The organism is Paenibacillus sp. FSL W7-1088 (genome assembly GCF_037969855.1).
Classification (GTDB): domain Bacteria; phylum Bacillota; class Bacilli; order Paenibacillales; family Paenibacillaceae; genus Paenibacillus.
Window position 1 is genome coordinate 3588740 of the sequence record NZ_CP150216.1, and the last position, 23895, is coordinate 3612634.

20 protein-coding genes are annotated in these 23895 nt (G+C 48.4%); 17 read left to right on the forward strand and 3 right to left on the reverse strand.

Translation table 11 applies throughout. The features are described from left to right. Positions 1-190 precede the first annotated feature (190 nt). From MKY42_RS16245 to MKY42_RS16280, 8 genes are all read left to right on the forward strand, one after another. Entirely contained in the window at positions 191-1138 is a 948-nt protein-coding gene (locus MKY42_RS16245; protein WP_179264824.1) for a YafY family protein, read from the forward strand. Between the two features lie 66 nt (positions 1139-1204). Next, positions 1205-1771: a DinB family protein gene (locus MKY42_RS16250; RefSeq protein WP_090898195.1), complete on the forward strand. Its 567-nt coding sequence runs from the start codon at positions 1205-1207 to the stop codon at positions 1769-1771. An 86-nt stretch (positions 1772-1857) separates the two neighbouring features. Next, a complete protein-coding gene (locus MKY42_RS16255) occupies positions 1858-2334 on the forward strand; it encodes an EVE domain-containing protein (RefSeq protein WP_090902330.1) in 477 nt (158 codons plus the stop codon). Positions 2335-2917: 583 nt separating this feature from the next. After that, on the forward strand, positions 2918-3994 hold the full coding sequence (gene glpX / locus MKY42_RS16260; RefSeq protein ID WP_079695983.1) for a class II fructose-bisphosphatase: 1077 nt from the start codon (positions 2918-2920) through the stop codon (positions 3992-3994). A 259-nt stretch (positions 3995-4253) separates the two neighbouring features. After that, positions 4254-5300, forward strand: coding sequence for a LacI family DNA-binding transcriptional regulator (locus MKY42_RS16265; RefSeq protein ID WP_090898198.1), 1047 nt, complete (start codon positions 4254-4256; stop codon positions 5298-5300). A 36-nt stretch (positions 5301-5336) separates the two neighbouring features. Next, complete coding sequence (locus tag MKY42_RS16270; RefSeq protein ID WP_090898201.1) at positions 5337-6509, forward strand: Gfo/Idh/MocA family oxidoreductase; 1173 nt, start codon at positions 5337-5339, stop codon at positions 6507-6509. Positions 6510-6675: 166 nt separating this feature from the next. Beyond that, positions 6676-7404 carry a ThuA domain-containing protein gene (locus MKY42_RS16275; RefSeq protein WP_090898204.1) on the forward strand — a complete coding sequence of 243 codons (729 nt, stop codon included), beginning with the start codon at positions 6676-6678 and terminating at the stop codon, positions 7402-7404. 113 nt (positions 7405-7517) lie between these two features. Next, positions 7518-8624, forward strand: a complete 1107-nt coding sequence (locus MKY42_RS16280; protein ID WP_090898207.1) for a Gfo/Idh/MocA family oxidoreductase — start codon at positions 7518-7520, stop codon at positions 8622-8624. Between the two features lie 85 nt (positions 8625-8709). Here the strand turns inward: MKY42_RS16280 and MKY42_RS16285 are convergent, their stop codons facing one another. Then, complete coding sequence (locus MKY42_RS16285; protein ID WP_090898210.1) at positions 8710-9528, reverse strand: radical SAM protein; 819 nt, start codon at positions 9526-9528, stop codon at positions 8710-8712. Then, complete coding sequence (locus tag MKY42_RS16290; RefSeq protein ID WP_090898213.1) at positions 9525-10112, reverse strand: bifunctional transcriptional activator/DNA repair enzyme AdaA; 588 nt, start codon at positions 10110-10112, stop codon at positions 9525-9527. The genes MKY42_RS16285 and MKY42_RS16290 overlap by 4 nt, the downstream gene beginning before the upstream one ends. 183 nt (positions 10113-10295) lie before the next feature. Here MKY42_RS16290 and MKY42_RS16295 point away from each other — a divergent pair, with 183 nt between their 5' ends. The 3 genes from MKY42_RS16295 to MKY42_RS16305 all read left to right on the forward strand — a co-directional run bounded on the left by MKY42_RS16295 (position 10296) and on the right by MKY42_RS16305 (position 13004). Then, positions 10296-11276: a Gfo/Idh/MocA family oxidoreductase gene (locus MKY42_RS16295; RefSeq protein ID WP_339852603.1), complete on the forward strand. Its 981-nt coding sequence runs from the start codon at positions 10296-10298 to the stop codon at positions 11274-11276. Positions 11277-11300: 24 nt separating this feature from the next. After that, a complete protein-coding gene (locus tag MKY42_RS16300; RefSeq protein WP_339852606.1) occupies positions 11301-12017 on the forward strand; it encodes an SAM-dependent methyltransferase in 717 nt (238 codons plus the stop codon). A 93-nt stretch (positions 12018-12110) separates the two neighbouring features. After that, positions 12111-13004, forward strand: a complete 894-nt coding sequence (locus tag MKY42_RS16305) for an NAD-dependent epimerase/dehydratase family protein (RefSeq protein ID WP_339852609.1) — start codon at positions 12111-12113, stop codon at positions 13002-13004. A gap of 364 nt (positions 13005-13368) precedes the next feature. On the opposite strand, the gene MKY42_RS16310 is transcribed toward MKY42_RS16305, so the two are convergent. Continuing rightward, positions 13369-14379 (reverse strand): LacI family DNA-binding transcriptional regulator, encoded by a 1011-nt coding sequence (locus MKY42_RS16310; RefSeq protein WP_090898225.1) that lies wholly within the window; start codon positions 14377-14379, stop codon positions 13369-13371. A gap of 407 nt (positions 14380-14786) precedes the next feature. On the opposite strand from MKY42_RS16310, the gene MKY42_RS16315 reads away from it, so the two are divergent. The 6 genes from MKY42_RS16315 (at position 14787) to MKY42_RS16340 (ending at position 23883) form a co-directional block, all read left to right on the forward strand. Further along, positions 14787-16577 (forward strand): L-fucose isomerase, encoded by a 1791-nt coding sequence (locus MKY42_RS16315; RefSeq protein WP_339852612.1) that lies wholly within the window; start codon positions 14787-14789, stop codon positions 16575-16577. Positions 16578-16618: 41 nt separating this feature from the next. Further along, positions 16619-18121: a rhamnulokinase family protein gene (locus MKY42_RS16320; protein WP_090898231.1), complete on the forward strand. Its 1503-nt coding sequence runs from the start codon at positions 16619-16621 to the stop codon at positions 18119-18121. Between the two features lie 53 nt (positions 18122-18174). Next, the gene (locus tag MKY42_RS16325) at positions 18175-18837 is read left to right on the forward strand and encodes a class II aldolase/adducin family protein (RefSeq protein WP_090898235.1); all 663 of its coding nucleotides are present in this window, start codon (positions 18175-18177) and stop codon (positions 18835-18837) included. 261 nt (positions 18838-19098) lie between these two features. Then, positions 19099-19851, forward strand: a complete 753-nt coding sequence (locus tag MKY42_RS16330) for an FCD domain-containing protein (protein WP_090898238.1) — start codon at positions 19099-19101, stop codon at positions 19849-19851. Positions 19852-19876: 25 nt separating this feature from the next. Then, on the forward strand, positions 19877-21913 hold the full coding sequence (locus MKY42_RS16335; protein ID WP_257032053.1) for a hydantoinase/oxoprolinase family protein: 2037 nt from the start codon (positions 19877-19879) through the stop codon (positions 21911-21913). Next, positions 21910-23883, forward strand: a complete 1974-nt coding sequence (locus MKY42_RS16340; protein WP_179264813.1) for a hydantoinase B/oxoprolinase family protein — start codon at positions 21910-21912, stop codon at positions 23881-23883. Before MKY42_RS16335 ends, MKY42_RS16340 begins: the two co-directional genes overlap by 4 nt. Positions 23884-23895 lie beyond the last annotated feature (12 nt).

The window sequence follows — 23895 nt, forward strand, 5'->3', positions numbered from 1 at the left end:
ATGTTCTGGGGGTTGGTCTTTGCTGTTGTTGTTGTTGTTGTTGTTTGATGAAACAACATACGAAAATGGTTCGATGCGGGCATTGCGAAAACTTGTTCGTTAGTATACTTTTCATTTGACCATATGTTACTTATAATAAATGTCCTATGAAGATGGTGTAATTGATATTACACACAAGGAGGGATGATTCGTGAACAAATCGGATCGTATGCTGGCCATTGTACTTGAGCTGCAGCGGGGGAAGGTTCAACGTGCGGAAGATTTGGCCCTCTTGTTTGAAACAAGTGTCCGAACCATATACAGAGACATTCAGGCGTTATGTGAGGCAGGAGTTCCTGTGGTGGGAGAACCCGGAGTAGGATATTCGCTTATGGAAGGATACTTTTTGCCTCCGATCAGCTTCACAGCTGAAGAAGCGGTAACACTTCTCATCGGACTTGATTTTGTGGAGCAGCGCTTCGATAACTACTACAAAAGTACATCTCTTACGTCCCGTTCCAAAATTGAAGCCATCCTGCCCGTGCCTCTTCGGGAAGAGGTGGGGCAGATACAACAGGGTATCCGTTTACTTCGTTCACCTGACAGTGATGCACGCGAGCGAGAGATCGAACATATGGGAATCATCCGCAAGGCAATGCAGCTTAAGCTCAAAATTCGTTTTCATTACCATAAACCTGGAACTATGAATGAAACCGTGCAAAAGACCATTCGTTTGGCCTCCCCTTACGGGGTGCTTTGGATGCAAGGTTCATGGATGCTGATTGCCCGATGTGATTTGCGACAGGAGATTCGTCATTTTCGTATATCCCGGATGAGCGATCTGGAGATTAGTACAGATTCATTCGATCTTCCTCCTGATTTTAATATTCATAGCTACTCACCACCTGACAACCGTGATGTTCATGTCCGTGTATGGTTTCATGGTCGAATTGCAGATCGAGTGATTGAAGCGAATAATTACTACATGGAGAAAGCAGAGCTGCAAACAGATGGATTATACGCAGATTTTCGTGTAAGGCATCCAGAAGATGTACTGCGTTGGATACTTGGCTGGGGAGCCTCGGCTCTGGTTTTGGAGCCTGAATCGTTGAGAATCCGTATTCGCGAGGAAGCAAGCAATCTCCTTAAACACTACTGACATAACGTTGTCAGTAGTGTTTGTGTATGATCGGTTTATAACCGATTGAAGGAGCTGTGTATTGGTATGGAAACGAAAATAACAAGGAACAACGATGAGATTCGACGAGATTTTGAACTGACGCTGGAACGTTATTTGCAGGAACTGGAGCAGATGAGCGATGCTCAGTTAAGCTACAAACCCAGTGAGACTGAGTGGTCGGTGGGCCAGATGTACCAGCATTTAATTCAGTCTGCGATGAAAATGCATTTAGCCAATGTTCAACTTTGTATAAGCCCAGACGAGAACTCGGGTAAGAAGAAAAACCAGGGGAAAACAGAAACAGGGGAAGTTGTTTTTGCGCAAGCAAGTTTTCCACCAATACGTATCCACGTTCCTGCTTCTCCTGAGTATACTCCACTACAACCGGATGGAAGAGAAACAATAATTCAAGGATTTAATGAGGTCAGGGATGAAATTCGGAGATTAGAAGTGCTGTTGGAAGGAACAACGCTGGAATCTACGTTGCCACATCCTAGGTTCGGTGGTTTAAATGCTGAGGAATGGTTTGCATTGGTGGAGATGCATTATCGTCATCATTTCTTGCAGCTTGAGCGTTTGAAAAAGGCATGGGAAGAACAGGTGCAGAGATGAATGAACAGGCAAAGCATGATTTGATGGCAAATAATACAGAAATTCAGCAGACTCATACGAGAGAATTTCTGTCCCATCAGTTAGATATAGAAGCAGAATCTGATGAAGGAAACCGCTACTGGATCGGGGTCGTGTCTGCATCCCATGTGGAAAAAGGGGTGGAAGGGGGCTTCGCCCAGCTCTGTCACGGCAAGGTAGCTTCACTGCGAAGAATGAATGCAGGAGACTGGCTGATCTATTATTCGCCCCGAACAAGCATGCAAGGAGGCAAGGTACTTCAAGCATTTACCGCCATAGGGCGTATAATAGACGATCAGGTGTACACGTACCATGTGTCGGATTCCTTTGTACCGCATCGGAGGAATGTTCACTATTATCCTTGTCAGCAGGTGAAGATCGCTGATTTACTGGATCAACTGATCCTTACTAGGGGACAGGCGCGATGGGGATATCCTTTTAGATATGGTCATTTGCAGATTCAAAGAGAGGATTTTCTGAAAATTGCAGTTGCCATGTTGGGGACTGAGGCAGAAAACCTTTTGACGGGAAATAAAAAGAATTGAATTTTTAACAACGTAATAATTATTATGTAAACTTATTATTTTCGATGACATCCATAAGCTGTATCTATATTGTTAACCATGTTTAAGGGGTGGATAGAGCAGGATTTAGGTGGATTTTCAGTTCGAATTTTTGAATGATAAACCTCACTTATAAGGTCTTCAATATTGTTTCGTTGAAAGTGCAGAATGGTTGTAGCAACCTTAATTAAATCGTTTTCGAGGAACGTGGGAATGGATGATAATTCTCTTTGGCAATGTAAGTTTAATTACATAAATAACGTTGTTATATGAATTATTATTGCACTAATCTGTTCCTGAGACACACTCAACGCAATGAATATGGAGTATCGAAAAAAAAGATGAAGACACTGCTACAAACCAGATATAATCCGGTGGAGTAGACCTGTAACATGGCATGTTCATTCGTGTGTAAATGTGTTCATTTATCGACGAGGGACAGAATGGTCTCATTTCTCAAAATCGGGCTATTACGCCCGTTTTAGATCAATTTCATATGGATTTGCGATGGATTTAGTACCGCTTTCAATGTATGCTTTTGGAAACTGGAAAGGAAGTGGGAAAAATGGAACGCGAACTGGCGTTGGAAATTGTCCGAGTAACAGAATTGGCTGCGTTAGCTTCAGCACCCTGGATGGGGCGGGGCGACAAGAACAGTGCAGATGAGGCGGCTACTTTGGCTATGCGCGCCATGTTCGATTCCGTGTCCATTCGCGGCACGGTGGTAATCGGTGAAGGAGAAATGGATGAAGCACCCATGTTGTATATCGGCGAGGAAGTCGGGAACGCTGAGGGACCCGAGGTTGATGTGGCTGTAGATCCTTTGGAAGGTACAGAGATCGTAGCCAAGGGCCTGAACAACGCTTTATCGGTTATTGCAGTGGCGGGAAAAGGCAACCTGCTCCACGCACCGGATATGTATATGGAGAAGCTGGCTGTAGGGCCGGCTCTGGTGGGCAAGGTCAGTATCGAAGACCCGGTTGAAGTGACGTTGGAGAAAGCTGCTGAAGCATTGAACAAAAACATTTCTGATCTAACTGTCATGATTCTGGACCGTGTACGACATGAGAGCACAATCAAGACATTACGCAAGGTTGGTGTGCGAATCAAGTTCCTCAGTGATGGTGACGTTGCTGGTGCGATGGCACCTGCTTTTCCAGAGGCAGGAATTGATCTGTATGTTGGATCAGGCGGAGCACCGGAAGGTGTACTTGCAGCAGCAGCCTTGTCCTGTCTGGGGGGCGAGATTCAAGGTCGCCTAATGCCTGCGAACGCAGATGAATTCCAGCGCTGCTTGCAAATGGGGATCGATAATCCCTACAAAGTATTAACGATGCAGGATATGATCGGCACGGAAGACGTCATTTTTGCAGCAACTGGTGTTACCCCAGGTGAGATTCTTGGAGGAGTGCGTTACCTCGCAGATGACCGGGCAGAGACCGATTCCATTGTCATGCGTGCCAAAACCAAAACCATTCGTTTCATCCGTTCTCAGCATTTCCTTCCTAATAAGGAAGTGTTGCACAAAGTGCGGCAGCTTCAATCGACACCTGAGCCTTCGGATCGCATTCAAAGTCATGTCACTATTTTGGAACAGGCTGAGTTCAGTCAATCATCCGTCGGTAACGGCGTGACGACCTGATGCAGGTATGGGCTCTAGTTAGTTGGGCCAATAAATAACAATTTGTAGACAGTTGAATCATTAGGGAATGTAGGACAAGTTACAAGAAAATATAGTAAGCAAAAGGTGGGGAATTTGTTTACACAAATCCCCATCTTTTTTTGTGTTAAAAGCATTGACAACGGTTACAACACATGAGAAGATGTACGCGCGTACATAATTAATTGATACATGGCACCGGTTTTGCATGTGTTCAGGAAACATGAAGGAGGTGAGATCCATGGCATCCCGTAAAGAAGTGGCTGATCTTGCCGGTGTTTCGGAAGCTACAGTATCCCGAGTTCTTAATGGCGTTGGTCCTATTAAAGAGGAAACCCGCCGCAAGGTTATTGAAGCTTCCGATCAATTGGGTTACGTGCCCAGCGCACTGGCCCGCAGCTTTGCGAGAAGTAAAAGTGGTAACCTTGGCGTGGTGCTGCCCTATGTTCCGAAGGCGCACTTGTTCTCGGCGTATTTCTTCTCGGAAATGCTGAGCGGCATTGGGAGCAAAGCCAGGGACAACGGCATGGACCTGCTAGTCATGTTCAGGACACCGGGTGAAGTGATGAATTATACGGATCTGTTCCGCCGTCAGAAAGTGGATGCTTGCATCATTCTCGGCGCGCGAGATGATCATGGGGAACTGGCTGCCATGCAGCAGCTTAAGCAGGAAGGACATCCCTTTTGCATTATGAGCCAGCACTTTGCAGGCGAATCATTCATGGAAGTGGATGCCGATCATGTGGAGGGCAGCAGGCAGGCAATCCGTCACCTTACCGATCAAGGGTATCGGAACATTGCTTTTCTCAATGGACCAGACAGCTATTCCAACAGTCAGGAGCGGCTTCGGGGCGTCCAGATCGGGCTGAATGAAGCCGGAATGCAGGTGGATTCCAGTCTATTGCTGGAGGGAAATTACAGCAGACGAAGCGGTGTGGAGGCAGCTGCCACCATCGCAACCCGACTTGACGAGATTGACGCTGTATTTGCTGCGAATGATCGGATGGCGATCGGTGTTATGCATGGTTTACGTGAGCGTGGGATCAAGGTTCAGGATTTCCCCGCGTTTGTGGGTTACGATGACTCCGATGCAGCCGAGATGGCGGTTCCGCCGCTGAGCAGCGTCAGGGTTCCCTTTTATGAAATGGGTGAACTGGCTGCATCCAAGCTTATTCATGCATCATTGGGGGCAGCAGCTGCATCAGTGAATTCCGAAGTTCCCTCAGAAACTGCAAGGCAGTTATTGCCTACGGAACTGATTATCCGTACCTCTTCAATCCGTAATTAATACATTGCTAGTTATATTCCAAAGGAGGAAATGACCATGTCAAATCGTCTTCGTGTCGGAATGGTTGGATACAAATTTATGGGGAAAGCCCATAGCAATGCTTATCGCAGTCTGCCGATGTTTTTCCCGTCTGCACCGCTGCAGCCCGATATGTCGGTAATCTGTGGACGTAACGAGCAGGGAGTTCAGGAGGCTGCCAATCAGTTCGGCTGGTCTGAAAGTGTAACGGATTGGCGCGAGCTGGTGCGACGTGATGACATCGATCTGATCGATATTAACGCTCCAAGTGATGCCCATAAGGAAATTGCGCTGGAAGCCGCTCGCCAAGGTAAACATCTGTTCTGTGAAAAACCGCTGGCACTGTCGCTCGCTGATTCACGTGAAATGCTTCAGGCTGTGGAAGAAGCAGGGGTTGCTCACATGGTCGGATTCAACTACCGTTTCTCTCCTGCTGTGCAGCTGGCCAAAGAATTGGTGCAAAGCGGACGTCTGGGCAAAATCTATCATTTCCGTGCGTTTTTCCTTCAGGACTGGATTATGGACCCTTCGTTCCCGCTGGTGTGGCGTCTGCAAAAAGAAGTGGCCGGCTCCGGTTCGCATGGCGATCTTGGCGCACATCTAATTGATCTGGCACGTTTCCTGGTGGGTGAATTCAAGGAAGTGATCGGGATGAGCGAAACGTTCATTAAAGAGCGGCCGCTGGCTTCGGAAATGACCGGACTTAGTGCCAAAGGCGGTTCGAACGCAGATGCTCCGAAGGGCGAAGTGACGGTAGATGATGCCACTTTGTTCCTGGCACGATTTGCAGATGGTGCGTTGGGAAGCTTCGAGGCTACACGCTTTGCAGCAGGTCATCGCAGTACCAACTCCTTTGAGATCAACGGCAGTCTGGGCAGCGTTCGGTTTGATTTTGAACGGATGAATGAACTGGAAGTGTATTTTACGAATGACGATGAAGATGTGCAGGGCTTCCGCCGTGTTCTGGCGACTGATCCGGCACACAAATATGCTGAGGCGTGGTGGCCTGCAGGACATACGATTGGATTCGAGCACACGTTCACACATGAAATGCTGGAACTGGTGACTGCGATCTCCGAAGGACGGCAGCCTGAGCCAAGTTTCCATGATGGGGTTGCCTGTCAAGCAGTATTGGAAGCCGTTGAACGTTCCGTTACAGAGCGCCGCTGGGTGTCGCTAGAAGAAATGTAAGTATTGAGCCACTCACTGAATTGCGAAGTGGACATCATGGTGGCACTCATTTGAAATAAATAAACTAGATTTTAGCTAGGATGTTGACCTCGGAGAGGTCTTGAGTTTGCGTAAGGTCCGATAGAGAATGACAATAACTTAACTTCCGGAAAGCGAGTGATCAGTGATGAGCAAAGCACTAATCGTATGGGGCGGCTGGGATGGACATGAACCAGAGCAGGTAGCAGCAATTTTTGAACGCATTTTGAAGGAAGAACAATTTGAGGTTGAAGTCTCAGATACATTGGAAGCTTATGCGGATGCAGAGAAACTGCTGGGTCTGGACCTAATCATTCCGCTGTGGACGATGGGGCAGATTGAACAGGAACTGGTCAATAATGTATCTGCGGCTGTCCAGAGTGGCGTGGGTCTTGCGGGTCTTCATGGCGGGATGTGTGATGCGTTCCGCAACAACGTCGACTGGCAGTTCATGACGGGTGGACAGTGGGTTGCGCATCCAGGGAACGACGGCGTGGAGTACACGGTAAACATGAAGCGTGGTTCCAGTCCGCTCTTGGATCATATTGAAGATTTCCAGGTGAAAAGTGAACAGTACTACCTGCATGTGGACCCTGCAGTGGAAGTGCTGGCAACAACACGTTTCCCAATTGTTAACGGTCCTCACGCAGCCAATGGCCCAGTAGATATGCCAGTCGTTTGGACCAAGCGCTGGGGTGCAGGCCGTGTGTTCTACAATTCGCTCGGACACCATGCAGATATTGTGGAGATGAAACAAGTTACTGAAATGATGCGTAGTGGTTTCAAATGGACTGCCGCAGGTAAAGCACTTGCGCATAGCCGTACGAACGAATTGGCGGAAGTTTACACAGGAATGGCTGATAACCAAAGTCACTAAATTATATTCAATCTAATTCACATCCGTTGAGAAAAAATATTGCCCCACATCACAGCCATCTAGAGTTTTTATGGAAGCGCTATATCCAGTGGGAACAGAAAGGGAGTCCAAGCATGAAAACAATGAAAGTAGGCATTATTGGCTGCGGTAAAATCAGCGGTATTTATATGGAGAACTGTCACCGATTTGAGGTGCTCGATCTTGTTGCGGTTGCGGATCTTGACCGGAGCAGAGCAGAGGAGCAAGCAGCTGCTTATTCTGTTCCTAACGTATATACGGTAGATGAAATTTTGGCAGACCCTGAGATCGACCTGATTATCAATCTGACAATCCCTGCCGTTCATGCGGATGTATGCTTGAGAGCGCTCGAAGCAGGCAAACATGTATATGTGGAAAAACCACTCGCCGTTACACGCGAAGAAGGTCAGACGGTTCTGGAAACGGCTAAGCGTAAAGGTCTGCTGGTAGGCTGTGCACCAGAGACGTTCTTTGGTTCAGGCATACAGACTGCACTCAAAGTGGTAGAGGATGGTGTCATTGGCAAACCTGTGGCAGCTACCGCATTTATGATGAGCCGTGGGCATGAGCACTGGCATCCCGATCCGGAGTTCTACTATGCAGCCGGTGGTGGGCCGATGTTTGATATGGGGCCTTACTACCTGACTGCGCTAGTACAATTACTTGGGCCAATCAAGTCCATTGCTGGCATGACGGGCAAAGCGATGGAGCAGCGGACGATCACGAGTGAGAAAAAGCGGGGTCAGAGCATCCCTGTAGAAATTCCGACGCATGTAGCTGGATTGCTGCAATTTGAGCAGGGAGCTATCGGCACGCTGATTACGAGTTTTGACGTATTTGGCGGAAGTGTATTGCCACCGATTGAAGTATACGGCACCCATGGAACCCTACAGGTTCCTGATCCAAACACATTCGGCGGTCCGGTTCGTTACCGGTTGATGGGAGATCAGGAGTGGACTGAGGTGCCTCTTCTTCCAGGATATCAGGAAAATACACGTGGCATCGGTGTTGCAGATATGGCTTATGCAGTGGGCAGCGGTCGCGCTCACAGAGCAAGTGGAGAGCTGGCCTATCATGTACTTGAAGCCATGTGGGCATTCCATGATTCTTCGGATGAGCAGACTTTTTATAAAATGGAAAGCACATGTCAGCGCCCAGCTGCACTGCCGGCAGATCTTCCATTGTACACACTTGATCAATAATCGATTAAGTTAGAAGAATAGCCCTGACTCCCGATGCGAGGGAAGCAGGGCTATTTTCATTTTATATCAAGGCATGATCAGGGTTTCAGGGTTCGAATCCGGCCTGGCTAATCCAAATTTCATCTTCCTCAAAATGTGCCTTCATTCGCTCGACTACCATTTTGTATGCCTCAGGACTGTACCAATCTTCCTTGCCCACTTGTTCGTAAAGTGGCTTCATGCCAAGTCTCCGGGTTCGTTTGCCCTCACTGCCATCTCCCATAAAGTAATCATCAACGCAAATACGATCAACAAGCGGCCTCAGGATGGCTGCAAAATTTTCGCTGCTGGGTAATACTGGCGCAATAGCAGCCTGTGTGGGGATACCGGCATCTCGGAGTTGTTCCAGTGCACGCAATCTGCCAGCGATTGGCGGAGCTGAAGGACTGAACTGCTTGCGGATATCATCCAGATCCGTTTCCACGGTCATGCTAACCCGGACCCGGTCACCCAACTTTTGCAGCAGATCGATATCTCGGGTCACCAATGGACTTCGGGTCTGTACCAATATAAAATCAGGTGGATGCTGGACCATGACTTCTAGCAAAGACCGCGTGATTTGCTCCTTATATTCTATGGGTTGATACGGGTCTGTACTGGATGACATAAAAAGAGTGACTTTACCTTTTGATTTCGCACGCTTCAGCTCTTTGGCAAACACATTGGCGGCTTCCTGTTTCACATCAACCCAGCTGCCCCATGGTTCATTACGAAATAAAGAGACGGGCATTTGCCTTACATAACAGTAGGAACAGCCAAAAGCGCAGCCTGTGTAGGGATTCAGCGTATGCGTATAACCATTAAGGAACCCGGTTCCCTTGTTCAGCAATGTTTTAGGTACTTTGTATACCAAATTGGTCTTCATGATGGATCACGCCTTTGTTCACGATAATTGGCAGGTGTGCTGCCTGTATGTTTTCGAAATACAGTAATAAAATACGCCGGATTGGCTATGCCAACCTGTCGACCGATATCTGAAACAGTGAGCCGGGTGCTTTCAAGCAATTTCCGGGCTTCGGTGACTCTTTTTTCCTGAATATACTCCACCGGAGTTAGACCTGTAATCCGTTTGAACACCCGATGCAGATGATATGGACTCCCGTGACTCACATTTGCAAGAATATCTAGTGTTAGAGGCTCGGCAAAATGATGTTCAATATAGTCTGTTACAACAGAAATCCATTCCTGATCAGGGATTCGCTCGCCCGTTGGTTTGCACCGTTTGCATGGACGGAAATGTAGAGCTAATGCTTCTTCAGGGTTGTTAAATATAGAGACATTCTCATATTTGGGTGCTTTCGACTTGCAGGAAGGTCGGCAAAAGATGCCGGTTGTTTTGACACCGTAATAGAATTTACCATCAAAGCTGCTGTCGTTGTGGATAATGGCATTCCACTGCTTGTCATCTATAGGAACGGAATCTGTTTGATAGGAATTGTGACTTTCCAAAAGAATCACCTCAAGTCTCATTATACCCCTGATTTATGGAGATCGACGAAGTTTCAAACAAAAAAGCAAGATATCAATATGTTGGAAATGGACATCCCTTCAATCTGGTTGGAATATAGGCTACAATGTACAGGATGGCAAGCTGTTTAATTGTGAAATTTATTTACGAAAGAGGTAGATTGAATGGTTCGTTTTGGCGTGGTAGGTACCAACTGGATTACAGAGAGGCTTCTTGAGGCCGCTGCACAAGTCGAAGGATTCGAATTGACTGCCGTGTACTCAAGAACTGAAGATAAAGCTAATGCATTTGCAGATCAATATCAGGCTGCACTTCGATTCACCAATCTCGAAGAGATGGCGACGAGTGATGGTCTTGATGCCGTGTACATTGCTACACCGAATACCTTTCATGCCGAGCAGGCAGAGTTGTTTCTGAGAAATGGAAAACATGTACTATGCGAGAAACCTTTGGCTGCCAATGGGGCAGAGGTCCGTCGTATGATTGATACAGCGAAAGAACATGGAGTTCTGCTCATGGAGGCCATGAAATCGACCCTTGTTCCCTCGTTCAAAATGGTACAATCTCACCTACATAAAATTGGCCCGGTACGTAAATATGTGGCGAGCTATTGCCAGTACTCTTCCCGGTACGACAAGTATAAGGAAGGAATCGTCTTGAATGCGTTCAAACCCGATCTTGCTAATGGAGCGTTAATGGATCTTGGTGTGTATTGTCTCTATCCATTGATTACGTTGTTTGGCGAGCCTAAACAAGTTCAATCCCAGGCATTAATGCTGGAATCCGGGGTAGATGGACAAGGCAGTGTCATTCTAAATTATGATGAGATGGAGGCGGTAGTGACGTACTCCAAAATCTCCAATTCTCATGTTCCAAGTGAAATTATGGGCGAACGCGGCAGCATCCTCATTGACAAAATTGGTTCACCCGAACATGCGGAGATACGCTACAATGATGGTACGGTGGAAAAACTCACTGCCGAGCAAATTTACCCGTCGATGTATTATGAAGTGGAGGAGTTTGTCAATCTGATTCAGCAGGGCAAAAAGGAATCGGACATGAACACGTATGAACGCTCCTATGTTACCATGCAGGTGATGGATCAGATCCGGCAGCAGATTGGTCTTGTTTTTCCTAACGATTAATTCTGGAAAGTGAGCTGAGACGAGATGAGCAGAGATGAGCAGAAGAGCAGAGTAGCCGGCCTGGAGCTGGCACAGATTATTTTTATCGGGCGAACCTTCGAGGAATATATGAAGATGTTCAACCTGACCGTGGAAGAAATTAAAGGTAAGTCTATTCTCGATTGTCCAGGTGGGGCTTGTTCATTCAGCAGCCATTCGCGAAAGTGGGGTGCAGATCCCATGGCAGCGGATATTGCCTATGAACATGAGATCGGCCAACTGGAAGTGAAGGGACTTCAGGATATTGAACATACGATGAAACAAATGGAACAAGTACAAGACAAATATAGATGGGATGATTTCGGTTCGATCCATGGCTTGGAAGAAGAACGTAGACGTGCAATCACCGATTGTGTAGCGGATATGAGACGTTTCCCTGACCGTTATGTGGCTTCTGTACTGCCGGAGTTACCTTTTGCCGATGAACAATTCGACCTGACGTTGTCTGCGCATTTCCTGTTTACGTATGCAGATCGTCTGGATGCCGAATTCCATCTTCAGACGATCCTTGAGCTGTTGCGTGTGAGCAAACGGGATCTGCGTATTTTTCCTACGGTAGACTTGTCTGGCAAGCGTTATGAGCATATGGATCAATTAAAGGCTATACTGGAAGAACGCGGATATATTACATCTGAAGAGAAAACTTTATACGAATTCCAGCGTGGAGCACACACGATGCTCCATATTGTGAAATCCCGGTAAACATACCTGAATTGCAACAGCACAGACAGCACTTCATTCATGAAGGTTTTAATAAGATACGCATGACCAGAACAGGTTAGGAGGTTTTATCGGATGAAAAAAGTACTTATACTTGGTGGGACACGGTTCTTCGGCAAACGTCTGGTTGATCATTTACTGTGGGAAGGAAAGTCTCAAATCACCGTCGCAACTCGCGGCAAAACGAATGTAGACTTTGGACCCGAGGTCAATCGGATTAAAATGGATCGAGAGGACCCGAAATCTCTTGCCGAGGTTGCGCAGACCGACATGTGGGATATTGTCTATGACAACATCTGTTACTCGCCGGATGCGGCGAAGTCGGCTTGCGAAGCTTTTGCGGGGCGTACCCAAAGATACATTTTGACATCAACGCTCTCCGTATATGGAGATCCTCGACCTGGATTTACGGAAGCCGATTTTGATCCGTACACCTACCCGGTGCAATATGGAAGCCATGAAGATTTCTCGTATGGAGAGGGTAAACGCTTAGCGGAAGCTGTGTTTTTCCAGGAAGCGGATTTCCCGGTGGCGGCGATGCGCATTCCGATTGTACTCGGAATTGATGACTACACGCGAAGACTCCATTTTCATATTGAACATGTGCAAAAAGGAAAACCTATCGGCATGCCCAATTCGAACGCCGAGATTGGTTTTATCAACTCCACCGAAGCCGCGAGATTTCTCACTTGGCTTGGACATTCATCCATGACTGGACCTGTGAATGCAGCTTCCAAAGGAGCGATAACCCTTTCCGCGATGATGCATCTGATCGAAACGGTAACAGGCATGCAATCCCAGGTACTGACCGAAACGATCGAAGAAGACATGTCACCCTTTGGAATTTCGGAATCCTGGACTATGGATACGTCCAAAGCAGAGCAGGCGGGATATACGTTCGAAGCATTAATGGATTGGTTCCCGGGTCTGGTTCGGGAAGTCGCTCTGGCACTTCAATCCGAGGGATAAATTGAACTAAAGAATATTTACGCTTGCCACTCCGATGCCAGAACAACCTTCCGATCGCTGTTATCCCCAGATTTTTTGGATTCCCTTTTTCAAAGGGGAAAATCCGGGGATAAAGGCGAAGCGTATGCTTCCGATGCAGCTTTCTTTCAGAAAGCTTTTAGCTTCGCTTCTTCAGGTTATTTCTGCCTCTACGTTCTTGTGTAAATGCTTAGTTCAATTTATATAAATTCCATATATATAAGAGGTACAATTAATAAAAAACAGGACGCGGTCAGAGAGATACTCTCCGATGCGTCCTGTTTTTATTTGCTTCAACAAAACAGTTTCTCTCAAGTCAGAGTTGATCTTCAATTGATTTTCCTCTTTATTGGGAAGGTATAGAGGCCGAAGCGCGAATACGCAGCTCAGATGGCATAATAACGGTCTGCGGTTCTTCGGGAGCCTTCCCTTCAATTCGGTCGATCAGCATCTGCATGCCGATGGCACCGAAATCATAGGCAGGCTGTGCAGCAACCGTGAGAAAGGGATCAAAGGCAGAAGCCAGATCGAGATCATCAAAACAGACGACCGAGATATCTTCGGGAACACGCAGCCCCCGTTTACGTAAAAGTCGAATGACGCCAATGGCAAGCATATTATTTGCTGCAAATATGGCTGTAGGTTTGTGTGGATGTGCAAGCAAACTGTCGATACCTACTTCATCGCTGAAATCCCGATAGCCCGTTCGAAGGATTAAGTCTTCATCAAAGGGCAGCTCGGCTTCCCGGAGCCCCTCCATGTATCCTTCTTCTCGCAGCCGCGCAGTCGAAACCTCGGAAGAACCATTAACCAGAGCAATGCAGCGATGTTCCAGATTCGTCAGATATCGAATCAATTGAAGCGCACCATCCCGGCTGTCTCCAGCGATAACGTCAGATGTGATTCCCGGGACAGTGCGGTCCAAAATAACAAACGGAATATTGCGTTCCTGAAGCTGCTTCAGGTGATTCAGAGAGCGGTCCCCTGCAGGTGCAAACAGTACACCATCGACGCGGGTAGACAGAATGGTTTCCACATAATTTTTCTCCTTGTCGTAGTCCTCGTCGCTATTGCTGAACAAGAGACGGTACCCACGCAGATTGGCAGCATCTTCAGCCCCCCGGGCCAGCGTTGTATAGAAGGGATTCGTAATATCTGTAATCAACAATGACAGCATCTGAGTCCGTTGCAGCACAAGACTGCGCGCATTCGAGTTGGGTATGTAACCAAGTTCTTCGATGACCTGTTGTACACGCTCACGTGTCGCCTGACTGATGCGACCTGTTTGATTAATGACTTTGGAGACGGTCATGGCGGAGACGTTGGCTTTTTTGGCAATATCATAAATGGTAATCAATAGGATCTAACCTTTCCGCAACATAGTCTTTCCATTCTATAGGATAATGCCGATTGACAGCAACATAGGCTCATGCTATCTTAGGGTTACCGATAACCCTAATTATAAAAAAATTGATGTATTTCAGTCTAACCGTTCTTCATTTTTGCTCATATCGCTTCCTTCATACTCCATCACAGGACAGCAGAACGGAGTCAATAATATAGAGCGGTTTATTTAATCAAGTATTTGTAAACGCATTCATAATAAGAAAACAACTGACCGTTGACATGCAATCGTGGTGTATTACCTCGGGTATCGGTGAAGAGAAGGAACAGAATCTTAATTGGCCCCATCAAACTACAAACAGACAAGTCACAAGTAATTCGTACCTATTCTATGAAACCATTGAAGGAGGACGTTTTCGTATGACACATCAGGACTATCGTTATAAACAGGCATTTCCCAAGATTGGTATTCGTCCCACAATTGACGGCAGACGCAAGGGTGTTCGTGAATCCTTGGAAGAGCAGACGATGCGCATGGCAACTTCCGTTGCCGAACTGCTCGCAGCAGAACTTCGGTATCCCGATGGATCACCGGTAGAATGCGTCGTTGCCGAATCCTGTATTGGCGGCGTGAACGAGGCAGCGGCTGCAGCGGAACTATTCAGTCGCTCCAACGTGGGCGTGACCATTACCGTTACACCTTGCTGGTGTTATGGAACAGAAACGATGGATATGTCTGCTTCCATTCCTACGGCGATCTGGGGCTTTAACGGAACCGAACGTCCGGGCGCAGTATATCTGGCAGCAGTACTCTCTGCCCATGCACAGAAGGGAATTCCGGCTTTTGGTATCTATGGCGAGGATGTTCAGGACGGAGGAGATACGACGATTCCTGATGACGTTCGTGAGAAATTGCTGCGCTTCAGCCGTGCGGGTCTTGCCGCTGCAACCATGAAGGGACGTGCTTATCTGTCCATCGGCTCGGTATCCATGGGTATTGCCGGCTCCATCGTGAACGATTCCTTTTTCCAGGAGTATCTGGGCATGCGGAACGAATATGTGGATATGAGTGAACTTACTCGTCGTATAGAAGAAGAAATCTACGATCCTGAGGAGTATAAGCTGGCACTGGCTTGGGTGAAGGAGAACTGTAGTGAAGGACCTGACAACAATCCTGCCCATCTGCAAACAGATCGCAAACGTAAAGAGTATGAATGGGAAACGGTTGTGAAAATGACGCAGATCGTACGTGACCTGATGGCTGGCAATCCGAAGCTGACGGAGCTGGGATTCACTGAAGAATCCATGGGCCACCACGCAATTGTATCCGGGTTTCAGGGACAACGACAGTGGACGGATCATTCACCCAACGGTGATTTTCTGGAGTCCATCCTGAATTCTTCCTTTGACTGGAATGGCAAACGCTCCCCTTATCTGGTGGCAACAGAGAACGACAGCCTGAATGGTGTGTCGATGTTATTTGGTTCCCTGCTTACCCATACCGCGCAAATCTTCGCAGATGTACGCACCTATTGGAGCCCGGATTCGGTAAAACGCGTGACAGGGCACCAGTTGGAAGGAAAGGCAAAGGACGGTATTCTGCATCTGATCAACTCCGGTTCTGCGGCATTGGACGGTACAGGGCAACAATCAAGAGCGGGTGAGCCTGTGCTCAAGCCTTTCTGGGAAATTACAGACGAAGAAGTTCAGGACTGCCTGAAAGCCACTTCGTGGCGTCCGGCATCTGTAGAATATTTCCGGGGCGGCGGCTATTCGGCTGATTTCCTGACAAAGGGCGGTATGCCTGTTACGATGACGCGTCTCAATTTGGTGAAAGGACTTGGTCCGGTACTGCAAGTGGCTCAAGGTTACACGGTCGATCTGCCTGAGGATGTGCATGATACGCTGGATCAGCGGACAGATCCGACTTGGCCATCCACCTGGTTTGCACCTGTTCTGACGGGCTCAGGAGCTTTTACTTCGGTTTATGAAGTAATGAATCAATGGGGCGCGAACCATGGCTCCATCTCTTATGGACATATCGGAGCAGATCTCCTGACACTGGCCTCCATGCTTCGTATCCCGGTGAGTATGCATAATGTACCGGAATCCGAGATTTTCCGTCCACGTGCCTGGGGACTGTTCGGCACAAGTGAACCGGAAAGTGCCGATTACCGGGCATGCAGCGTCTTTGGACCGTTATATCGTTAACATCCAAACGGCTTGTCGCGGAAGCGAAGGAGGCATGAGAGATGGGAACTCAAGCAACGCATGTGCTTGCTGCCGATTACGGCGCCGGAAGCGGCCGAGTGGTTCGTGGGACTTTTGACGGGAGCAAGCTTTCTTTAGTGGAAGTGCATCGATTCAGTAACGATCCTGTACACCTGGGAGATGGATTGTACTGGGATTTCCTGCGACTTTTCCACGAACTGAAACAAGGGATTGTAAAAGGCATGCAAGGCATCTCCCAACCGGTCCGTTCCATCGCTGTGGATACATGGGGAGTCGACTATGGATTAGTGGACAGGGAGGGAAGATTATGTTTCAACCCACGCCATTACCGGGAATCGCGTAATGCGAAGTGGATGGAAGAAGCCCTGCGCATGGTGAATGAAGAAGAGTTATATTCCATGTCCGGCGTCCTGCCACAACAGATCAATACGGTATTTCAACTGCTTGGAAGTGTGCGCGAGCACTCGGAAGTTCTGCGGCCAGATGTGCGCATGTTATTAATGCCGGATTTATTTAACTATTATCTATCTGGTCAGCAGGCCAGCGAGTACACAATTGCAAGTACAAGCGGACTATTGCATGCCGGAGATGCCCGTTGGAATGAACAATTGATGGGCCGACTGGGTATTCCGGATACGTTATTCCCACCTCTCGTACAGCCAGGCACGGTGCTGGGGCAGTTAACGGATGACTTGTGCGCAGAGCTGAAGATTGAACCAATGAAAGTGATATCGGTAGGTTCACATGATACAGCATCTGCATTGGCAGCCATTCCTGCAACAGATTCGGAATTTGCCTTTATCAGCTGTGGCACCTGGTCACTCATGGGCGTGGAACGCGACAATCCTGTATTGGATCATCATAGCCGGCAACTGGGATTCACCAATGAGGGCACGGTAAATGGCAAAGTGCGAACCTTGAAGAATCGCTCAGGCCTGTGGTTATTGCAGGAATGCAAACGGCAGTGGGAACGGGAGAATCAACGTTTTACCCATGAGGAGCTGGTCCAGCTCGCTGCTTCGGCAACCGCTCATCAAAGTTTTGTATCGCCTGGTGATGGAGTGTATTTGGCACCAGGCGACATGCCAGAGCGAATCCGGCAGCAGTGCAGTGCCAGCGGGCAAGCAATACCCGAAACGACCGGAGCCATTGTGCGTTGTATTCTCGAAAGTTTGGCACTGGAGTTCAGACAGACTCTGGATGAACTGGAGCTAATTACAGGCACCCGGCCACGAGTGATTCATATGGTCGGTGGCGGTGTGCATAATCGCTTATTGTGTCAATTTACAGCGAATGCAGCAGGAATTCCGGTGATAGCGGGTCCTGCCGAGGCAACTTCAGCCGGAAATTGCATGCTGCAATTCCTGGCACATGGCGAAGTGAGCAGCTTGTCCGAGGTGAGAGAAGTTATGGCTTCTTCCTTTTCTCCCGAAACCTATGAGCCAGAAGACACCGCAAGGTGGCAGGAAGCCTACGTAAGATACCAAAATCTGAATCAAACATTGGCGAGCAAATCCAATTAGATGAGCATTTGGTAAAATGCTCAAAAAGAAAAGTCAAAGGAGTGGAGCAGAACATGTCTGAACAACAGGTAAGGGAAGAATTGACCAAATATGCCCGCAGAGCGGTTGCTCAGGGGCTGGTGGTAGGACCAGGGGGCAATCTGAGCGCTCGTTCCGAAGGAACGATGCTGCTTTCGCCGAGTGGTTACGCACTAGAGGATCTGGAGCCTGACGAATGGATCGCGATTGATATTGCGACAGGAGAGACACGTGCCGGATCGACACGCCCTTCCTCCGAGGTGTTGATGCATCTGTATAGCTATCGGGTCAATCCTGATATTCAAGCCATTGTGCATACACATCCGGCATACACCATCGCTCTGAGTCTTGTTTTCGATGAATTGCCTCATTTGTTCCCTGATCAGTCTGCACTGGTGGGAGATATTGGCTTTGTTCCTTATGTTCTGCCCACGACCAAACTTCTTGCTGATGCGGTGGCTGCCAAGGTTGAAGATCACACAGCGCTTATTCTGGTTAACCACGGATTGGTCACGACAGGTAAAAACCTGCGCGAAGCCTACTACCGCACCCAGGTGGTGGAGGAAAGCGCCAAGGTGTACATGATCGCCAAGGCAGCAGGGGAGCCAAAAGTGCTTACTGCGGAAGAATACAAAGAGATCCAATCTCTTGAAAGTGAAGCCTACCGCGTACAGCTGCTGCAACAACTCAAGTCATAATTGAATATTTATAATTAAACGAAGTATATAGAAGGTTATCTCAATAAGAGCAGATTACGTCCTCCAGAAAAATCTGGAATACAGGATGTGAATTGCTCTTTTTTTATTTTGGATCAAACGGGTAGTACATGGTCGAAAAAAAATACATAGTAATTGGGTAAGAATTATTGAAAATATTGACAATTGAAGGTATACTGTCGTTAATCATCAGTGAGTAACAATAAAAGAAATACAAATATTTATATATGAGGAGTGAATTTAGTGGGTCCTGAACTAAACGAATTGGAGTTGGAATACGAACTGCTGAAGCAGCTTCGGGACGCGAGCGCTCCCATCGGGGCCAGCACGTTGGTTCATACCCTGGGCAAAACGTACGGTCTAAGTCAGGCTACAATCGGAAGAAGACTTATGGAGATGGACGTTGAAGGTTTCACGATACTGGAGGGACGGAAGGGAAGGATTCTGACCGAACAGGGGCTGGAGCAAATCAAGATTCTGGAGAAGGATTTACAGCAAAAGAGTGTGAATTCCCAGCTCATTCAGATGCTGAACCATTCCGGTGAAAAGGCTCTGCTCGATGTCCTTGTAGCCAGAAGGGCTCTGGAACGGGAGATTGCTTCCCTGGCAGCACAAAGAGCCTCAAAAGAATACATAGTGCTGCTGGAAGCCTCCATTGCTACCCAGCATCAATTGCTTTCCCAGAATATTATTCCTTATGAGGAGGACCGGGAATTTCACAGGCTGTTGGCTTATGCGGCTCAAAACCAGATTTTGCTGCATGCCGTTGAACTGGTCTGGGAGACAAGCCGTGATTTCCTGGAAACAGCTTATATTAGGCAAAGAGTAGGAAGCGAACTGGTTGTGGACCATCAGCGGATTCTGGAGGCTGTAGCAGCGGGCTCCCCGGAACAGGCTGAAGCGGCCATGGTGAATCATATTAACCAGATGATTGAGGATGTCAAACGATATTTTGCCATGCAGAACCTTAATATAACTTCGGATGAGACCCGGTGATAAAGGAGTTGAGCTTGTGAGAACAATGTATCGATTGGGGATAGATATCGGAGGCACATTCACGGATGCCCTGATTATGGACAATCATGGCAGGGTGATTGCGGCACTAAAGACGCCATCGATTGCAGCAGCTCCGGAACAGGCGATCTTTAATGCACTTGATCAGCTCAAGGAAAGCGGAATCGATCTTCATGAGATCGATTTGTTTGTACACGGAACAACGCTTGGTGTTAACACCCTAATTGAGCGTAACGGCGCAGTTACAGGTCTGTTGGTCACCAAAGGTTTCCGGGATATTCTCGAGATTCGAAGGCTGCGACTCGAGGATACTACCAATCTGTATGGTGACAAGACCGATGCGCTTGTTCCGAGACATCTCGTTAAGGAAGTGGATGAGCGAGCGCTTGCGAGCGGCAGCATACTTCAACCACTGGATCAGGAGCAACTTCTTCAAGCAGTAGACGAGCTGGTGGAAGAGGGGGTTACAGCCTTGGCGATCAGTTTCTTGCACGCTTATGTCAATCCTGATCATGAGCAACTCGCGGAAGAGTTAATCAGGGAACGTCATCCGCACCTGTTTCTCTGCAGAAGCAGTGCCATTTGGCCGCAGCAGCGTGAATTCGAACGCACACTCGCCACGGCCATGAATGCATATGTCGGGGAACGTATGGGATCATACTTTCTTCGTCTGCAAGAAGGAATTGGCGCTTACGGTCTGAAAGCCAATTTGCTGTCCACGATGTCCAATGGTGGAATCATGACGGCGGCCAGAGCGGCCAAAGAGCCTGTACGTACTCTTCTGTCCGGACCTGCTTCCGGCGTAATCGCCGCAACCCATATTGCCGAGCAGGCCGGCATTCATCAAGTCATCACGTTCGACATGGGCGGGACAAGCGTTGATGTTGCCCTCATCGATAAAGAGCCTGCCTATTCTACCGAGAATAAGGTTGGGGATTTTCCAGTCATCATTCCCGCTGTGGATGTAACCGCGATTGGAGCGGGTGGGGGCTCCATTGCCTGGCTCGATTCCGTAGGTGTACTCAAGGTAGGACCACAAAGCGCAGGAGCCAATCCGGGTCCAGCCTCCTATCATCGTGGGGGAGAAGAGCCAACAACAACGGACGCTTATTTGCAAATGGGCATTTTGCAGGCTGATCGATTCCTTGGCGGACAGATGCGTCTCTACCCCGAGCTTGCAGAACGTGCTCTTGGCAATCTTGGCGAACGACTTGGACTAAGTCCCACGCAAACTGCACAGGCCATTCTTGATGTGGCCACCGCCAATATGTATGCCCAGTTCTCGCCGCTCATGGCACGCAAGGGTGTTGATCCCCGTGACTTTACGCTGCTCGCCTATGGTGGAGCTGGGCCGATGCATGCTTTTCTCATGGCGCGTGAAGTGGGCATTCGCCGAGTGCTGATCCCACCATCTCCAGGAACACTTTGTGCCATGGGCTGTACGGTTGCCAACCTTCGCAATGATTTCGTTCATACCTTGCACAAAAGCAGTCAGACGCTTGAGCCTGGCGAGTTATCGAATCTATACACCAGACTGGAGGATCAGGGGCGTAGTTGGGTTGAGGAGGAAGCACGCGGCGGAGTGAAACTGGAACATATCTATTGCTTATATAGCGCTGACATGCGTTATGAAGGTCAGGCCTTTGATTTGGAGGTTGCGCTCACATCCGAAGAAATCGCCGATCCTGAGAAAGCAAGGAACAATTTCGATATGTACTACCAAAATGTGTTTGGCATCAGCCAGCCGGAAGCTGATGTGATGTTCGTCAGTCTGAGAGCGACCATTGTTGGCATTCTGCCCACCCAAAGCACAGCATCTCCGGCAGAGTTGCCTTTCGATGAGAGTGAAGCAGAAGAACGGATTATCACTTTTGACCAAGAACAGCGAACAGCAAAAGTTCTAAAGAGGGGACAGATCCCACTGGATATGCCCATTCACGGGCCCATAATTGTGGAGGAATATGATACAACCATTTTCATCCCGCCTGGCTTTACGGTATATCGGGATGGTTACGGGAATGTGATTGGGGAGATGGAGCAATGATTGGCGACAAGGTTTTTCTTGAAATTTTCAACAACCGGATTCAAGCTGCGGTGGAGGAAATGGCCAATGTCGTGCTGCGCACGGGATTCACCGCTTTTGTTAAAGAAACGGGCGATTTTGGAACCTACCTCTTGTCACCATCCGGGGAAACGTTTGGGTCGCCATTGGAGACGGGTTACAATCTGTCCCTTGGCATCCCCGCAGCGGCGACCATAAACAGCATTACAGACTGGAAGGAAGGGGATCTGGTCATCTGCAATGATCCTTATTCCACCAAAGGCATGGTGACACATCTACCGGATGTTCATCTGATCAAGCCCTATTTTCACAAAGGGAAAATCGTCGCATACGGCATGTGCTTCGTTCATTCCTCCGATGTAGGTGGTAAGGTACCGGGGAGCGTATCTCCTAGCGCCTACGATATTCATATGGAAGGCATTCGAATTGCTCCAGTCAAGCTGTATGAAGCAGGCGTGCTTAATGAGCAAATACTTCGTATGTTTCTGGACAATAGCCGCATTCCGGAGCAAAACCTCGGTGATCTCAAGGCACTGATGGCAGCCTTGAATCGGGGGGAGCAGCGACTAGAAGAGCTTATCGGCCGCTACGGTGTAGAGCGAATTCAGCAGGGTATTGAGCATTTGCTGGAATACGCTGAGTTGAAGGCACGCGCCATCGTACAGGAGATCCCGGATGGTTCGTATGAGTTCTGGGACTATCTTGAGAAAGGCCCTGGCGGTTATCCCATCCGATTGCGCTGCAAAATGACAATTGCGGGCAGTGATATTCATCTGGACTTTAGCGGAACCGACCCTCAGGTCAGAGCTTCGTTCAATATTCCTACCCACAATCAACAGGGGCATTACATGTTGGTTCCCGCACTCATTCGTTATTTCCGTACGCTCGATCCAACGATTCCATGGAATTCGGGCATGATTCGCATGGTTCGAAATTACGCACCACCGGCTTCAGTTCTCAACCCGGAGCCGATGGCAGCGGTTGGCGCACGAGCAGCTACCTTTATTCGGCTAATGGATGTCATCACAGGTGCTCTTGGCAAAGCCCAGGCCAGCAAGGTCCCCGCTGCAGGAGCCGGACAGGCATGCATCGTAATGATGGCGATGACAGATGCATCAGATGGCAAGAAAAAGGTTGGTGTGATCCAGCCGATATGTGGCGGTTCAGGAGCAAGACCGATGAAAGACGGCATTGATGGCATGGATTTTGCAGTGGGTCATCTTCGAAATATTCCTGCGGAAACAGTAGAATCCGAGATGCCTGTGCTCATAGAGCATTATGGCCTTCGTGCGGATTCTGCTGGTGCTGGAACCTTCCGTGGTGGAAGCGGAATCGACCTGTGTGTCAAAATTCTTACACCAGATACCGTAATGACCGCCAGAAATATGGAGCGTATGGAGTTTCATCCGTGGGGTAGGCTTGGCGGAGGTGTAGGTACCCATGGGGAAGCGATTCTCAACGCTGGACGTGCAAGTGAACATCATCTGGGAAGAATTGATGAGTTGCTGCTCCAACCCGGAGAGACGGTGACGTTTCTTTCACAGGGTGGAGGTGGTTATGGTGATCCATTTGATCGGGATCCATTGCTGGTTCTGGAGGATGTTAGAAGAGGGCTGGTATCTACCGAAAAGGCTCTTGAACTGTATGGTGTAGTCATAGAAGGCCGGAACCTGAACGAGAGTGAGACCAGACAGTTGCGGGCTAAGTGGGAACGACAGCAGGAAGAATTCGATTATGGCTGGACAAGGAAACAGTTCGAGGCCATATGGACTGACGAGATGCAGGTATCGCTGAATCAGGCACTGCTGAATGTTCCGCTGGCACTCAGAGACTACCTGAAGCGTCAAACTATGGGAGTCGTGGAAGAGAAGCAAACAGCGGCCGTTTCCGTAGCACCACATGAGATATCCGGCATTATGGAAGGGTTGCGTCAGAAAATAGGTTTGCAGTGATCAGTTACATGA